27 protein-coding genes and 1 pseudogene are annotated in these 14,080 nt (G+C 60.0%); 9 read left to right on the top strand and 19 right to left on the bottom strand.

Annotated features, from left to right (window positions below; translation table 11 throughout):
• Positions 1 to 127: 127 nt before the first annotated feature.
• The 17 genes and pseudogenes from O1Q03_RS00695 to O1Q03_RS00615 form a co-directional block, all read right to left on the bottom strand.
• Complete coding sequence (locus O1Q03_RS00695; RefSeq protein WP_269501091.1) at positions 128 to 808, bottom strand: hypothetical protein; 681 nt, start codon at positions 806 to 808, stop codon at positions 128 to 130.
• Between the two features lie 10 nt (positions 809 to 818).
• Positions 819 to 1,244 (bottom strand): hypothetical protein, encoded by a 426-nt coding sequence (locus O1Q03_RS00690; RefSeq protein WP_269501090.1) that lies wholly within the window; start codon positions 1,242 to 1,244, stop codon positions 819 to 821.
• Positions 1,245 to 1,312: 68 nt separating this feature from the next.
• A complete protein-coding gene (locus O1Q03_RS00685; protein ID WP_269501089.1) occupies positions 1,313 to 1,810 on the bottom strand; it encodes a hypothetical protein in 498 nt (165 codons plus the stop codon).
• 329 nt (positions 1,811 to 2,139) lie between these two features.
• A pseudogene (locus O1Q03_RS00680) lies at positions 2,140 to 2,367 on the bottom strand (DUF4406 domain-containing protein); the annotation flags it as partial.
• 80 nt (positions 2,368 to 2,447) lie between these two features.
• Positions 2,448 to 2,846 carry a hypothetical protein gene (locus O1Q03_RS00675; protein WP_269501088.1) on the bottom strand — a complete coding sequence of 133 codons (399 nt, stop codon included), beginning with the start codon at positions 2,844 to 2,846 and terminating at the stop codon, positions 2,448 to 2,450.
• Between the two features lie 25 nt (positions 2,847 to 2,871).
• Positions 2,872 to 3,132: a hypothetical protein gene (locus tag O1Q03_RS00670; protein ID WP_269501087.1), complete on the bottom strand. Its 261-nt coding sequence runs from the start codon at positions 3,130 to 3,132 to the stop codon at positions 2,872 to 2,874.
• Entirely contained in the window at positions 3,132 to 3,371 is a 240-nt protein-coding gene (locus O1Q03_RS00665; RefSeq protein WP_269501086.1) for a hypothetical protein, read from the bottom strand. The genes O1Q03_RS00670 and O1Q03_RS00665 overlap by 1 nt, the downstream gene beginning before the upstream one ends.
• Positions 3,368 to 3,526, bottom strand: a complete 159-nt coding sequence (locus O1Q03_RS00660; RefSeq protein ID WP_269501085.1) for a hypothetical protein — start codon at positions 3,524 to 3,526, stop codon at positions 3,368 to 3,370. The genes O1Q03_RS00665 and O1Q03_RS00660 overlap by 4 nt, the downstream gene beginning before the upstream one ends.
• 140 nt (positions 3,527 to 3,666) lie before the next feature.
• Positions 3,667 to 4,122, bottom strand: coding sequence for a nuclease domain-containing protein (locus O1Q03_RS00655; RefSeq protein ID WP_269501084.1), 456 nt, complete (start codon positions 4,120 to 4,122; stop codon positions 3,667 to 3,669).
• Positions 4,119 to 4,703 carry an ArsR family transcriptional regulator gene (locus O1Q03_RS00650; RefSeq protein ID WP_269501083.1) on the bottom strand — a complete coding sequence of 195 codons (585 nt, stop codon included), beginning with the start codon at positions 4,701 to 4,703 and terminating at the stop codon, positions 4,119 to 4,121. Before O1Q03_RS00650 ends, O1Q03_RS00655 begins: the two co-directional genes overlap by 4 nt.
• Positions 4,703 to 5,326, bottom strand: a complete 624-nt coding sequence (locus O1Q03_RS00645; RefSeq protein ID WP_269501082.1) for a DUF1064 domain-containing protein — start codon at positions 5,324 to 5,326, stop codon at positions 4,703 to 4,705. The genes O1Q03_RS00650 and O1Q03_RS00645 overlap by 1 nt, the downstream gene beginning before the upstream one ends.
• Entirely contained in the window at positions 5,323 to 5,499 is a 177-nt protein-coding gene (locus O1Q03_RS00640; protein ID WP_269501081.1) for a hypothetical protein, read from the bottom strand. Before O1Q03_RS00640 ends, O1Q03_RS00645 begins: the two co-directional genes overlap by 4 nt.
• Complete coding sequence (locus tag O1Q03_RS00635) at positions 5,496 to 6,761, bottom strand: replication protein (protein WP_269501080.1); 1,266 nt, start codon at positions 6,759 to 6,761, stop codon at positions 5,496 to 5,498. The genes O1Q03_RS00640 and O1Q03_RS00635 overlap by 4 nt, the downstream gene beginning before the upstream one ends.
• Before the next feature lies 1 nt (position 6,762).
• Positions 6,763 to 7,062 (bottom strand): hypothetical protein, encoded by a 300-nt coding sequence (locus O1Q03_RS00630; RefSeq protein ID WP_269501079.1) that lies wholly within the window; start codon positions 7,060 to 7,062, stop codon positions 6,763 to 6,765.
• Between the two features lie 293 nt (positions 7,063 to 7,355).
• A complete protein-coding gene (locus O1Q03_RS00625; RefSeq protein WP_269501078.1) occupies positions 7,356 to 7,730 on the bottom strand; it encodes a helix-turn-helix domain-containing protein in 375 nt (124 codons plus the stop codon).
• Positions 7,731 to 8,308: 578 nt separating this feature from the next.
• Complete coding sequence (locus O1Q03_RS00620; protein WP_269501077.1) at positions 8,309 to 8,548, bottom strand: hypothetical protein; 240 nt, start codon at positions 8,546 to 8,548, stop codon at positions 8,309 to 8,311.
• Complete coding sequence (locus O1Q03_RS00615) at positions 8,549 to 8,842, bottom strand: transcriptional regulator (protein ID WP_269501076.1); 294 nt, start codon at positions 8,840 to 8,842, stop codon at positions 8,549 to 8,551.
• Between the two features lie 81 nt (positions 8,843 to 8,923).
• On the opposite strand from O1Q03_RS00615, the gene O1Q03_RS00610 reads away from it, so the two are divergent.
• From O1Q03_RS00610 to O1Q03_RS00600, 3 genes are all read left to right on the top strand, one after another.
• A complete protein-coding gene (locus tag O1Q03_RS00610) occupies positions 8,924 to 9,367 on the top strand; it encodes a helix-turn-helix domain-containing protein (protein ID WP_269501075.1) in 444 nt (147 codons plus the stop codon).
• 656 nt (positions 9,368 to 10,023) lie between these two features.
• Positions 10,024 to 10,221: a hypothetical protein gene (locus tag O1Q03_RS00605; protein WP_269501074.1), complete on the top strand. Its 198-nt coding sequence runs from the start codon at positions 10,024 to 10,026 to the stop codon at positions 10,219 to 10,221.
• Positions 10,184 to 11,014, top strand: coding sequence for a hypothetical protein (locus O1Q03_RS00600; protein WP_269501073.1), 831 nt, complete (start codon positions 10,184 to 10,186; stop codon positions 11,012 to 11,014). Before O1Q03_RS00605 ends, O1Q03_RS00600 begins: the two co-directional genes overlap by 38 nt.
• A gap of 47 nt (positions 11,015 to 11,061) precedes the next feature.
• Here the strand turns inward: O1Q03_RS00600 and O1Q03_RS00595 are convergent, their stop codons facing one another.
• Positions 11,062 to 11,262 carry a hypothetical protein gene (locus tag O1Q03_RS00595; RefSeq protein WP_269501072.1) on the bottom strand — a complete coding sequence of 67 codons (201 nt, stop codon included), beginning with the start codon at positions 11,260 to 11,262 and terminating at the stop codon, positions 11,062 to 11,064.
• A gap of 39 nt (positions 11,263 to 11,301) precedes the next feature.
• The gene (locus O1Q03_RS00590; RefSeq protein ID WP_269501071.1) at positions 11,302 to 11,526 is read right to left on the bottom strand and encodes a hypothetical protein; all 225 of its coding nucleotides are present in this window, start codon (positions 11,524 to 11,526) and stop codon (positions 11,302 to 11,304) included.
• A gap of 1,293 nt (positions 11,527 to 12,819) precedes the next feature.
• Here O1Q03_RS00590 and O1Q03_RS00585 point away from each other — a divergent pair.
• From O1Q03_RS00585 to O1Q03_RS00560, 6 genes are read left to right on the top strand one after another with little or no spacing between them, the layout of a single operon-like run.
• Positions 12,820 to 13,044 (top strand): hypothetical protein, encoded by a 225-nt coding sequence (locus tag O1Q03_RS00585; protein WP_269501070.1) that lies wholly within the window; start codon positions 12,820 to 12,822, stop codon positions 13,042 to 13,044.
• 7 nt (positions 13,045 to 13,051) lie between these two features.
• The gene (locus O1Q03_RS00580) at positions 13,052 to 13,384 is read left to right on the top strand and encodes an acetyl-CoA carboxylase (RefSeq protein ID WP_269501068.1); all 333 of its coding nucleotides are present in this window, start codon (positions 13,052 to 13,054) and stop codon (positions 13,382 to 13,384) included.
• Positions 13,384 to 13,548, top strand: a complete 165-nt coding sequence (locus O1Q03_RS00575) for a hypothetical protein (RefSeq protein WP_269501066.1) — start codon at positions 13,384 to 13,386, stop codon at positions 13,546 to 13,548. Before O1Q03_RS00580 ends, O1Q03_RS00575 begins: the two co-directional genes overlap by 1 nt.
• Positions 13,545 to 13,679 carry a hypothetical protein gene (locus O1Q03_RS00570; protein WP_269501064.1) on the top strand — a complete coding sequence of 45 codons (135 nt, stop codon included), beginning with the start codon at positions 13,545 to 13,547 and terminating at the stop codon, positions 13,677 to 13,679. The genes O1Q03_RS00575 and O1Q03_RS00570 overlap by 4 nt, the downstream gene beginning before the upstream one ends.
• A 1-nt stretch (position 13,680) precedes the next feature.
• A complete protein-coding gene (locus tag O1Q03_RS00565) occupies positions 13,681 to 13,854 on the top strand; it encodes a hypothetical protein (RefSeq protein WP_269501063.1) in 174 nt (57 codons plus the stop codon).
• A gap of 2 nt (positions 13,855 to 13,856) precedes the next feature.
• Entirely contained in the window at positions 13,857 to 14,066 is a 210-nt protein-coding gene (locus O1Q03_RS00560; RefSeq protein WP_269501062.1) for a hypothetical protein, read from the top strand.
• Positions 14,067 to 14,080 lie beyond the last annotated feature (14 nt).

The raw sequence follows: 14,080 nt of genomic DNA, 5'->3' as shown, positions 1-14,080 counted from the left end.
AAATTCGCGGTGCGCAGTGCCCGCGGCGTCAGAAGGGCGCCGGAAGGACCCGCCGGTCGGCAGAGCGCCCTGTCTCCGTTGCGCGAGCGCAACAATTGATGCCGAAACGTGTCATTTTCGCAACATTTCAGAGTTTCGCGGTCGCGATGGCCTGGCGCATGGCCAAGTCGAACTCGCTTTCGAACGTTTCATCGACGATCTCGAACGCCCGCTCGCCAAACTCGAGGTGCTGATGCACCGGACGGGCATCGCCGAATCGAATTAGGAGCTTGAGGTGCCCGCGAGGATCAGCCGTGCGCACGACTGATCCTCGCTTCCCTCGAACCTTCGTGACCCGCACCGCTGGCGGTCTCTGCCAAACACCGCCAATCGTTTCGCCTGATGACGTCTTGATGCTCCCGATGAAGACATCGGGCCGGGCCTGCAATCGCTTCAACGCAGTCTTGCTGAAGTTGCCGTATTGGTTGAGGAGCGACTTGTCCTTCGGGTTGAGCCATGTCTTCCCCGATCCAAGCAGCTTGTGATCGCCACCGAATTCATACGGTGCCAGGTAAGCAGCCGCGATGTCCTTCACAAACACGCGCGCTTCGAGGTCGCTTTTGCGCGCCCCCTTCACTGCAACCGAATTGACGGTGAAAGGCGTCGGCCGATCGAAGACCTCCGGCATTGCATATTTCTCGGCCGCCTGTGCCCTCTTCGCCACCGCGGTCAATGCCATGGCAGTGGCAAACGGAAGCTGGTCCCTCTCAAGCGCGGTCAGCGACTTCCTCAATCTCGCGATGTCGTCATCGACGATGATGTCGAACATGGCGCGCGCCTCATTTCAGCCATGCAGACGGCAGCACATCAGCACCGGGATCGGCGGCGTACAGTGGGACATCAAGCATCATCCTCGAGGGAGAGCCCGGCGGGAACGCCGTCACTGTCACGAGTGCGATCGATCCTTCGGGAAACAATGCCGCGTCGGTGGTCGCATCCGCGATGATCGCGGCGACTTTCCGCGTGCCGTTTTGCCAGATCGACGAGCGCACGAACGCAATCTCGGCCAACAACTCATCAGCACTGACTCGCGGGGCGCTCGCCTCTGCCTTCTTCGGAGAACGCGCCATTTCAGCACCAAAAATAAAAATGCCCGGCGAACCGGGCGGAAGTCGATCACTCGACACGAGGAGACCCAACGAGGCCGAAACGCAAAAGCAAAAAGCCCGCGAACCTTTCGGCTTGCGGGCTTTTGAAAGACGCATCTTCCCGGGACAAAATGTACGCTAGAAAAATTGAGACTGCAAGCACTTCATTCTCGTGTCCTTCGGGGCTAGGCAATCTTGACGACCTTCAGCGCGCCCAAGAAGAACAGTACGATCGAGGTGGCTGAGAGTATCCATACAATCCCGGAGCCTATCAAATAGCGCGTCGGCACTCGCAAATGCCCCAGCGGCTTCCGGTTCAGCAACACTTCAGCCCATCGGAGAGGCAATTTGAACAAGCAAAGGAATGCAATCAGGTAGGAAGCGACCATCGTTACAAGCGCGACCATCAAGCCGGCGACAAACAGGTGAACTGCCTGGAGCGCGACTGTATGGACAGTCGGATCATTACTATATGCTTGCGCAATTGCAGAAGCACCAGCGAGGCCGGCGCCGTTGAAAATCGCGAGGTGTTTCATCACCTCGAAGCCCCAGTCAATGACTCCCTGCGTCAAGGCATCGTTCGCTGATTCGATTCGCGCGCCTAGGAGGGTGCGCACCTCCTCCGGCAATTGGTTGTAAAACATCTTTGCGGCCAATTCTTTGTTCGCGTCCTTCACTCGCATTCTTTCATCCCCGTAACGATTGGAACATTGACACAGCAATGTCACGCAGCACTATCAGTTCCTAGACTGTCATTTTCGCGCGTCCTCCTATTTGGGCGGCTGCAATTCAACAAAATGACGGCGTAAGTGCGGGATATAGCGCTCATGACCGACGCCCGCGCGGTCAGTGTATCGGACAGGCCGGCCCGTGATGAGGCTCGTTCGATCCATCGTGCTCGGATGGAGGCAAAGCGCCATGCCCGGCGGCGGGACGGCGATCGGCACACGTCCGTCCTTCGGAGCCGGCGGGCGCGCGTTCCGATCATAGTATTGCCAGTTGACACAGAGCTTCATGCGGTCACTCCCTCTATGATTTCGACAGCACGAAAGACAGCGTGCCCCAGCGTCAGCGCAATCGTGTATTCGAGCGACGCTCCGCGCGATGTCTGCCACCCTTCGAGCATGGCGATCGCATCGCAATCGACAAGATGCTTGATGTCCGTCCGCATGCACTCTAGCCACCCAGCCGATGGGTCGGCGTTCAGCTCGGCTGGATTGATGACCTCATAGCCGAGCGCACGGAGGCGCGCGGCCTAGGCATGGAACGTTGGAAAATTGAAATGAGGATGGCCGGTCATTGGGCCAGCGATGTAGATTTTCACGCCGTCTCTCCCACCTTGACCAGATGCTTTGCCAGCAGCAGGGGCAATAGCGCATCCTTGGCTCCCTGATATGTCGCATGCTGCGCGCCGGCGCGGCCATTGCTCCAGACGTTCGCGCCGCATTCCTTGTTGCGCATGCTCACGGAGATCGCCGCGCGCTGCTCAGCAGCCAGCATGTCGACGCACAGCTGCACCTGCTCAGACTGTCGATCGTCAGCCCACTGATATGCATCCTCGTCATCCTCCTCGTCCGTCGTCGGCGTCACGTAGCCGCGGCAGGTCCGGTCCTCCGGACGGTAAAAGTGCGACAGCGTCTCGGCATGTGACTGGCGGATTTGCCAGCGGTACCAGGTCAGCAAGAGTTCTTCGATTTGTTGGCTCTGATCGGGCGTCATGTTCGTCCTGGTGTCGAATTTGGATTTATCGCAATCCGGCTGCGGCGCGGTGCTTGGAATACGGGCCACGGATGTACTGATCGAACCGGGCTTTTGCGCGGGCGTCGTGGTCGAGCTCGGCGCGGCTTTCAATGCAGCAGCGGGCTCGGACGAACTCGGCGGCGTCGGCCGGCGTGTTCGCTGGCTGGCCGATCGATCGCATCCACTCAAGGAATGCAGGCTCGTTCGCCCAGAGGCCCGCGAGCCGCGCCAGCGGGCCGCCCTTTGGATGTTGTGCCGTGCTCATCACGGCATCACTCGAAAAGGAATGCCCCAGTACAGCATCCAGTCGATGAGCGACTCGCGCAGCTCGACGCCGCGCGGGAACGGAAATTCGATTTCCCCGTTATCAACCTCGCGCCCGACCACAGGGCAACCGCTAAACGCGACCAGTCGGTCCCCCGATACGTCGTCAGCCCGACGCGTTGCACTGTCTGCCAGCGGGGCCGGAATCGACGACAGTTCGATGCATGTGATTTCGCTCAATTGCCACCTCCGACGTTCCATTCGAGATCGCCGCTCGCCAGAAACGGAGCCAGCGTCTTCGCGTTCCAATTCACCGGCACCTCGACCGGATACGTGCCGTCCGGATTCCACGCGTGCGGCGCTGCCTGATTTCGGTATTGCTCCGGCACGATCACGTCGGCATAAATCCACGCGGGCGCTGGTTTCGCCGGTGTTCCTTGGCGAACCGGACCGCGGAGGCGAACCGCGCGACATTCGAACGTCACCCAGTTCGCACGGCAGTAGCGCCAGTGCCGTACGGCCGGCAGAGACATCTTCACGACAAGTCGCACGCGTCCTCCACGATTCCCATCTTTCGGGCGCGCACTGGCGCCCATTCCTCGTATGCCCGGTCCCACACATCGAACTTGACCTGTCTCGGCGTGCCGACGTGGTTCTGGTCGATCCAGGCGTGGCATGCGCCGCAGCCGGGAACCGTGAACTCGTTCTTTGCCTTCAGCCAGCCAGCTTTCCCGTGGCGCGATTGGTTCGAGTGACACGGCACCACGGTTTCGTCGATCGGGTTCCGCCGACAAAGGCCCGGCACGCGCAGGTAACACGGCTCGCCGCGGCAGGCCGCCAGATACTTCGAGCCTTCGGCAACTGTCGGCCGCTTCGCTCGATGCTTCATCGCGGTCTTTCGCGGGGCCTGTTCTGGCAGAGGTGAGCTTTTCCGGGACCACGAACCACGCGCCATCGGAGTCTTGCGCGGCCCGAAACCTGAGCGCTTCATGCAGTCGCTATCCCAAAGAGCGCGCTGGCCGCGATGTCCCGTTGCGCCGCGCCGGCGCGCTTCGAGGCATTCGCGCGTCGCCGCGCCATCACTCGCATGTATTCGTCTGGACGGTTATTCCGCAGATCCGTCATGCGATCGCGGAATTTCTGACCAGGCGTGCGTGGCACCGGCCGGGGCGCATCCTTCCGCTTGCCGACGGCATAGACACGCGCCGGGTATCCGCTTGGGCAGAATCGCTCCCACCGCGCGATATGGACCTTCCCGGACGCATGCAATGCCTTCAGGTGCTTCATGACAGTGCGTCGGGAGATGCCCGTTTTCGCCGACAGTTCAAGCGATTCCATGGGGCCTTGTGCCAATACACGCAGGATTGCCGACGCGTTCGGATCACGGACCCGAGCATTCCTGTTCGGCCGAACGCCCAAGCCGATTTGCAAACCATGCGTCAAGACGGCCTCGACGCGCCGGCCGTTGAAGAGATCCAGGTATTGCTTCATCGGGCCGTCTGCAACCCATACGCGACGCAGATCCGCCTCTTCCTGCTCGCTCCATTTCCGCCACGGGCGCTTGCCTTCCATCAAACCTCCTTGATCGTGATCCCATGCGTCGCCAGCATGGTTTTCCGCTTTTGGATGTACGTTGCGTTCTTTCGGGTGATCGGCGACTTCACGTCCTCGATCACCTGCTTTCCCGTGGCACCGTCGACGTAGACGAAATCCGCCACGTATTTCGAGGCGCGTTCCCACGTCCCGTTGTCTCGCTGCATTCGCGCGGTCAGAACGAACGGCACCTGGAGCCGCAGATCCCGGATCAGCCCAGCCGCCTGCATTTGAACGAGCTCGAAATAGCGCGAACGCTCTTTCTCGCTATCGAAGCGAATGCCGTCGTGCTCGCACTTCCTGTTGTGGTACTTCGCAGCCGTGGCCGGCCTCGTCAGACCCGCGATGGCCTTCGACAGGGGCACCGGGGCACCGATCTGCGCCGCCGCGCCCGCTGAGCGAGCGATGCTCGAGGCGATCGCGGGGGCGCCGACGCCGTCCGCGATGTCGTCGAATTCGGACGGCGGCTGAACGCCGGTCTGCTGCATCAGCTGCCGCGCCGCTGAGCTGCGGCCTACGGCCCAGCTATCCCGCACCCGTGCCGTCCCTACCGTTTGCACATCAGCGTCGATCCGCATTGGCCAAGTTGTTCGCTTCGTCATGCCTTCTTCTCGCTGTCGACGTATTTCCGCAGCTCACGGCGCGCAATCTCCGCCGCCGCGTCCCCGTGACGCTCGCGCACCGACCCGATCAGCGCACGCGCCTTACCGTTTCGGCCCACGCGCGCATCGCGCACTGCAGCCATGAACCGATCGAGACATTCCTTCGGCGTCATCTCTGGCTCGGCTCGTCGTTGTAGAAACGCCAGAGGCGCTCGTACACCTCGCCCCCGTACTTCGATTCGGCAGCAAGATCCTGATCGCGCCACACGCCGGGCCCTGCCGCCTTGAAAACGCGACGGCGATACGAAACCGCGTTTTCCTCGTTGCCGCGGACGATGCCGAGCTCCGCCCCGCGCGCCTCGATGCCCTGCGGCGTTTCATGCCACGCACCGCGGGCGCCGGGCGCAGTGCTCGCCGCCTTGGCGATCCGCATGCGACCCGTCGTGTCACCGAACCCCTTGGGGCTGACCAGGTAGTCGAATCCCGCATGCGGCGGAAGATCGACCTTGTCCCGAACAGCCGGGAAGTAGCGCGCCGCCGCCTCCAAGTCGCCTTTCAGGTGCGTCAGGAATGCGCGGATGGCGCCCGCCCTGGCCTCGACGAACACCGCGGCGTCCACCGTGCCGACTCGCTCCCCGAGCGCCTCGTTGAACGCGCGGATCACGGCAAGTTCGACATCGCTGTACGCGGTCTGGAATTCGTCCATCCAACCGCCCGCGTTCAGCCAGGTGGCCGCATGCGGGATGAATTGCGGGTTTTGCCACTGCTCCGAAGTCTTGGCCCGCCCCAGACCTGCCATCAGGTCGTTGAAGAGCTGCTCGTCCGGGTTGCGCTTGGCAAACGCCTTTTCCGCCTTGTCCTTCGATCGCTTCTTCGGGTAGGCCGCCCAAAAAATATCGAAGCGTTCGCGCAGCGAGCGCGAAAGGGTTTCTCTTGGAGTTGTCTCTTGGTCTTTTCTCTTGGAGTTGTCTCTTGTGGTTATTGAATCGATAACCCCTTCCTTATCGTTTTGATAACCCCCCGTGTTCGTTTCGATAACCCCACTGTTATCGTTTTGATAACCCCCCAGCTTCGCCAGATCGACCTTCGCCTTGCCCAACCACTGCGACACATCCTTGTTGATTGCCAGGCTCGCCGCATATCTCCCGGCCATCTTCAGGACGACGCGCATGTCGACCAGCTCATCGATCGCACCGGATACGTTCGGAGGGAGCACCCCGGTCTTGGTGTGAAACTGCGTCAGGCTGATCTCGTCACTGGCCTTGTCATAGCCATACGTTTGACGCATCAGCACCAGAAGCACCTTGTAGTGCCGCTTGCCGAGATCGGCCAGCGCAAGCGCTTCGAGGATGCCGTGAGACACGCGGGTGTACCTTTCTTCCGATTGAGAGGACCGTGGGCGTTCGGATAGCTGGATTACTTCCGCCAGCGCCATATCACGCCACCGGAAGGCCGAGTAGCTCTTGCGACTTGCCCGTTGCCATGCACTTGCGCAGGCCGCGCTTCACCAAGCGGCCGGCATCGAGCAGTTCGCGTGCGCGACCGCACACGCTGGACAGTTTGAGATTCGTGCGCGCCGAGACGTCCTCGCGGGTGAGCAATGTCTCGGGCGAATCGAAGCAGTCCATCACCATCTGCTGCGTAGCCGAAAGCTTGGCGACCGAAATGGAGTGGAAGCTGTCTTGTTGCGTCTCGGAGACGCGGTGCCCGGTTCGGGCGCTGAAAAAGTCATCCATGCGGCTCTCCTGCGGCCGTAGCCGCTCAGGACTACTAAATCGGATCACAAGAGCTCGAGCGAGAACGCTTGTGATCGGATTCAGTACGCCGGCCGGAGCCGGCGTGCCTTACTGCTTTGTTGCCTTGTTTGCCTGAAGAAACAGACACCCGGCTGTCACGAACGCCTGCATCTTCTCCGTGCTTTTCTGTGTGCCTTTCTCCAACTCCTGTAGCAGTGCGTTTCGGTCATTCCCCACCCGTCGCCGGGCGTCCTCTACGGCCTTACGGCCTATCCGAAGCGCCTGTTCCTCGGTCATTTCATATTGGCCCTCTGCTGAATCACCTCCTCCATCAACGTCAGCATCGCCATGCGCGCCAGATATTGCGATATGGCTCGATTGCCGACGACCCCTTCAAAGCCCGCGATCAATCGAGCCGGCAAGTCCTGGCGCGCCTTCCCATGACGATCAACCGAATTCCGATTGAGCATGTTGGAAAGGTGCGACGCCGGGACCTCGAGGCGCTCGGCCAGCGTTCTTTGCGTCATGCCGCGTTCGACTCGCTTTTCCCATGCGAGACACACGGCATCACGGAAGGAACGGCATTCCGCGATCGATTCCTGCGGCACAAACTCAGCCTGCTCCGCACGGGCGCCGCTTGCAGGCTGGTGGTGAGGCTGTAAAAGCATCAAAGCTCCATAGAAAGAAACAACCGGATTACCACTGGAATTACGACTCGGCCGAGGCGCAAAATTTTTTGCATCAACCGCCAACCTGGATGCGAACCACCGCCATGCGAGAATCGAAGCCTCTGACCTCTTCAACCACCACACAACGGGGTTCGCATGACCGTCGCCACACAACAGCAATTAACGAAATCACCCCTGTTCGCGCTTCAGGTCAGAATCAAACCGCTTCCGACCAATCCGCAGGCACGCCTGCTAGAGGCAGCGGTCGCACACGGACTTACGTTCTCGTCGACTCCATCACGCGCAGTAGCGTCTTTCGTTCGACATCTCCGCGAATATCACTGGGACGTGCTCGAGGTTCTCATCTGCAAAGTGACTGTTCCGGAACAAGCGCACGGGCATCCGCATCTCGAACGACTTCTAGCCGTCGCGCTGCAACACGGCGTAGCCGCCGAAGTCGCACCTGCTGCGTTTTCGTCAGATCCTGGCCAAGCATCGTGAGAACGGAGAGCGTCGAAAGCTCAGACGCTCTCGCGTACGACCCACAAAAACCGACGACTTCGGGCGATGCGCTCATATCAACCGCCTTTTCGCTGATCACCGCAGTTGTAGCCTTTTGGCACGACGCGCCCGGTCGCCAAGCACTCGACAACGAGCAGCATGGCTTTCGGGTCGCGGCAGCCGTAGACCTCGATCGGAAATTCGCGGCCTGGCGCCCGCATCTCGATGACGAAGCTCGAACCGATCTTCACGGTGATCGAACAGCCTTCGCGCGGGTAGTCGTCGCCGCAGTACACGTCGGTAACGCCATCGGACATTTACTCGCCCTCCTTTCGATCCGGCACGCCGGCCGGTGGCTGGACATCGTCAGATGCGTCGGCGCGCCCAGACAAATCGGCCAACTCCGGCCAGATCAACTGCCAGTCGCTCGGACGGAGATCTCGGCGACTCACTTCTCCTGCCGTGATGCGTTCAATAGCAACGCACTTATCGATGGCGACCGGCCTCCGGCCGGTGAGCCACTGATAGATCAACCCTTGGCTAACGCCCAGTTGCTGGGCGAACGAGGCCTGAGTGACCTTTCGCGACGAGAGATAAGTTGAGAGATCCATGGACCGATACTAGCTACGCTATTACGTCGTGTCAATAGCAAGGCTAGTTGAGGCGGGTAATAGCATTGCTACACTTCAGCCATGTCAGAAAAGCGCAAAACCGAAGACAAAGAGACTCCTCCCTGGCAAGCCGGGGAGGCAGAGGCGCTGGCCAAGCTATTCGAAGAGAACAGCGAACTATCGCAAGGGGAATTTGGGGCTCGCTATGGCATCGGCACCCAAGGGATGGTCTGGCAATACCTGAACGGGCGGCGGCCATTGAATATCGCCGCGGCCACAGCATTTGCCATCGGCCTCGGCGTCAAGATTCCTTCATTCAGCCCGAGACTCGCCCAAGAAATTGAGCGCGCCTATTCGCAAGTTGCGAACGATGGGCGCCACCAACTCAGCGATGCGGCGGCCCAGGTTATCGAAGCCGTTCGGCGCGCCGACGAAGCCGGCGAACCCGATACGACGTTCAAGTTGATACTTCGCATGCTGCCGGCTCCGGACGAGCCGTTCGATATGGACGAGGATCCGCGCTGATCGGGGTAAGGCTGCAGTCCCGAAGCACTGCACGCGTTCTATTCATTACGATACCCGTAGTCACACCGGGAGCAACAATCCCGCGCCCTGAAAGCTCGACGAGCCAGTCATATGCGGCATCGGCGCTTGGCTCTATTACGCGCACCAGCAACCCCAGCCTCTCCGACACGCGACAGCTCGTCACAATCGCTAAGTCCCCGGGCCTGCAGCGCAGGCGCTTCATCGCTTCTTGTTTCATTCGCCGCCCTCGTCTTCGCCAGCACCAAATCACTGTATGAATGTACAGTAGTTTGCCAAGAAAATGGGGAGCTTTCAACTGGGTCGGCATGCCGCCAATGCCTTCAGCGCGCAGCAGACGCATTGCAGAAAATTTCCTAAAATCGCCTCGAAAAAGTGCTCTCTTGGGCCTGCGAGCCTTACTGCGCTTGGTGCGTCACGATGTCAACAACATCGCTGAAATTTCCCATGTACAATGCTTCCCAATGAGGTTGGAATGTGTTGTGTTACACAATCCACTCGACGCCGTTCCCTCCTGCCCTCGCCAAGCTCTTCTTCGAGGTGGCGTTGCATCCGTGTGGAGGGCTTGTCGACCAACTGGAGGGCGTCGCGGACGCCATTAGCCAGCTCCAATGAGGGCTTCGAAGGAGGATCTTCATATGGATCAAGACTTTATCTCAAGCGTTCAGAAGGTTTTGGAAGCTGATAAGCGCTTCAGCAAGAGCGTTGCTGAAGGCATCCATATGGCATTCGACTCCCTTCGTGAGCGGCAACGCACGTTCGAGAAAAAGAAGAATTCAATCCAAGAGGAAATCGACCGTGGATCAAGGCTCACAAAGCATCGAATATCTTTATGACTTCGCATACCTCGATAGAGGACGCATCGATTTTTACTTCGCACAATTATTCGAAGACGGGGTCCTGACACAGACGAAGCGAATTGCGAAAGATTCGACCTCTGATACAGCCAAACTGGGCGGGTCGATCAAGGTTGTCTCCGGCGAAACGGGTAGCACCGAGGTGGTGGAACGTGGGCTTGAACGGCTTTTTGATCCCAGTTGGCTCGCCCCTATCGAGGTGCTCAATCGCCTAGATGAACTCAAGTTTGTGCACCGTGATTTCACGAAAACGCCCATCGGCGGCTTGTTCCTTGCGAGCGGCATGCTGAGCGTGATCGATATTCGAATGCTGAAGGAGATGTGGTCGGACTTCGCCGATGCATTCCTGCATAACGAGCTTGACGGCCTCGCTCTTCCCCCAAAACAAAAGCAGAAATTTATGGCAGACGGGAAGAAAACCTACGATCGGCTTGCAAAAATTCTTCAGAAGTTGCCGCACGCGATCCAAGCATCATTCAAAATCGGTGAAGATACCCTATGGTCGACATTGCGGGCGGAAAGCATGCTGATCAACCCGGACGACCTCGCGCTGAAGCACGGCTCCCAAGTGCCGGGCCAATGGTTTGTTTTGGGCATCATCGATGCTCAACCCGGCGTCGCTCGGGCCACGGATAACCCAAGTTCTTCCGGACTTGATTCCGCGATGTCACAGATGTTGGAGGGCCTTCGAGAAATGATGGGCCGTCCGGCTGTTGCATATGGCGTTACCCCCATTGCCATCTTTCGCGCAGTGCGGCCTAATTCGGCATAGTCCTCGTTAGAGCGAAAATTCCCCAGCCCCGCCCTGAGCGGGGCTTTTCATTTCTGCCGACGCTCGAATCCCTCCCTCCAGAGCGTTGCACCCACAGACGTTAGTAGCGCGATCTCGTCATCGCTCAACCGATTCCACGCGCCGGCCAGCCATCCGGCGAAGCCCGCGCACGTATGGCCAAGATCAACCGTCGCCCTGCCCTCGATGTTCAAACGTTCGAAAATTGTGATCACGTCGGAAGGGGTCATGGTGGAATCCTTTACGGTGTTCGTCGCACTTCGGCGCAGCTAGCTCGGCTCGACTTTATCGCCCATATCCGAGCGGAATCGAAGTAACTGCGCCGGGTCGTCACTTATTGAAACCATCCTGCGGGCCTTCAGCTCATCACGAATCTCGCGCAGCAGCTGAACCGCCTCATCGATCTTCCAGTACCAGAGTATCCCCTCTCTGAGCGCCAGGAAGACAAGGATGCCGATGACCACGGCGACGGCCAGCCACACAAAGCTCCACATATGCGATCCCCCGTGTTTTGTCCGATCTTACACCGAGGTGGCGTTAAGGCTCCTCAAAGGGACTGCAGCGGCGGCTGATGCTGTTACAAATTTCCTCTCAGCCCAACTAGCGTAGCTATTGCATTAGTCGAATAGCGTAGCTATTATTCAATCCAACGCAGCCCGAATCGCTGCGCCACCGCCCAGGCGGATCGCTCCTTAGACGGCCCGGAGATGTTGCGCCGGCATCGTGAAGACAATCGACGTTTTTGATCCGGGACCCTCTAGGGAGCAACCGGACGGCTCCACGGTGTGGCCGAGAAACGGGGTAGCGCCCGACACCTAGCAACTTTCATGAGATGGGCCCTGTTGTGGCGGACGTGGTCTGGCCGCGGCGAGGGAGCCAGAGGACGCCAGAGTCGGTCGCGACGCACGTGGCGGTTCGCGAGATAGCTGGAGTACGGACCGGAGGGGAAAGCGAAGCCGGAAATCGCAGCAGCGGCCCATGCCATGAAAGCTGCTCTCTCAAGAGCGCGGAAGCAAGGATTTGACCTAATGAGCATTCAGGAATTGCGGCCCGACGATGTTCCGTCGGGCCGCGCATCCTAGGTGAGTTTATGGAACAACTGGACCAACGCGATTGCGAGCTTTGCAACTCTAGTCGCCAAGTCCAACCACTTCCCCACCTCTTCTACGTTTGAGCTTTTCATGGTGTTACCCAAGAAATGCCCGTACCGGTACAGGCGTTTGACCTGTGTGTACTTGTAGCGCGCCCTGGCTGGCGCGTGCGAGTCACTTCCTAGGATCGCTCCTCGCAACGTCATCGAAGGTGGATAAGGCATCGCCTCATTCCGGTGACAACGTTCGGCATTCGGATTGGCACGACGACGTCTCGCCCGTTACGGCCGGCGGCGCCGATTTGTCATCGGACTTCTCCAAACACCTTTAGCGGCTTGCGGGGCCGCAACCGGGATTCGCAGTCCCAGCGCGCCTAGCATAGCAAACTCGGCGACTGCCGCCAGCAAACGTACCCCCCGCGATCTAGAAAGCGCTGATCGGGCGACATTGACTGCCAGTGCCCCTCGTTGAGCGCTGTCTCAGCTTCGCATTCCTAATCGGAACAACCAATTCCGCTACGGCGGGCAATCACACCACACCGGGGAAATCGTGAGCCAAATCGCACGCGACCTTATCGAGCTGCGCCGTGACGCACCGGACTCATCTGAGCTTCGACGCCTGGCACTGAATCTCATCGCACCTGGCGTCGCGAGCCAGCTCGGCGGCATCTGACCACAACCACATCGAGGACCGACCATGAACACGACGGACCAACCGACGGCTGAATCCCTGATCACCTGGAAACGCACGAAGCCTGACTCGCGCGCCCATCGCCTCGCACGAAAGGCATTCCGGATCACCCGCAACGTGCTCGCGGTCCTCGGCGTGTGCTTCGTCTACCTCCTCGTTCTCGGCTACTTCCAGTATCAGGACCAGGCGGCGCAATACGAAGTCCAGTGTGCAGTCTCGCGCTGCATGTGAGCCGATCATGAACTCAATCAAGCACACGCCCGGGCCGTGGATGCGGCATGCGCTCTACCCGGAAATCCTCGTTTCATCGCATGCGCCGACGCTTTCCCTGCTCACGGTGGATTCCGCTGGCGCCGCCCGCTTCATCAGCCCGCATGATTGCCGGCTGGCAAGCGCCGGCATCGACACTGCCGAAGCGCTGCAATTGGTCCTGCAGGAGATTCCGTCCGAGTCACTGAAATCCAGCATCCGGTTCGTGGCCGAAGCCGCACTCGTGAAAGCTGGCTATCTGACCGTCGAGCGCCCGCGCGATCCACCGACTCACATCCGAATCTGCGGGGAGAATCTGTGATGCACACTGATAACAGTCCCCAGCTTGTATTTCGGAAATACAGACAATCGCCTGTATTCAGCAAAAGACGCCATTGGACGCCTTTCGTGGCGCTGGCGGTGTTCTATCTGCTCGCGGGCGCGATCGCGCAGCCGATCGAGCGACTGATGGGGATCTGGTCATGAAAGACCTGCTGATCCTCTGGGCCCGCGCGTTCGTCGCGCTCGCCGCCGCCGTCAGCCTGTACGCCGCCGTGCTCGCGCTTCTCGATGACGACGCGCAGCCGGCCGCTGTCAGCACTCAGCGAGGTGCCTGACATGGTGACGTACCACTACAACTACGGAGTTCCTGCGCTCGCGGTGGCCTCTGAGGTCGTGGACGACTTCGGGAATCTGTGGGATCTCGGCCCGCCCGACCCGGTGTTCTGGCTTTGGAACGCGGAGCCGATGCTAGCTGCAATGGATTTCGTCCGCTCGGGCGAGGTGCATTGACCATGGCCGGCCCGCTTCCCGTCACCGACGCCATGATCGCGCGCGAGTTCCGCCTGCAGCGCTGCCGCGGATCGGCCGTCGACGCGATCACGAACCCGCTCGTCCGCCGCTGCCTCGCGCTCGGCGCCGAAGCACGCGCCGCCCGCGAAGCTTCGGTCGAGTCTTCCATGTATCGCGACGCGAAGTCTCGCGCCGCCAACGACATCGACTAGACCAAGGGCGGAGA

The organism is Burkholderia sp. IMCC1007, from assembly GCF_027257875.1.
Taxonomy (GTDB): Bacteria; Pseudomonadota; Gammaproteobacteria; order Burkholderiales; family Burkholderiaceae; genus Burkholderia.
The sequence above is the reverse complement of the archived record's forward strand: the minus strand, read 5'-3'. Positions and strand labels throughout refer to the sequence as shown.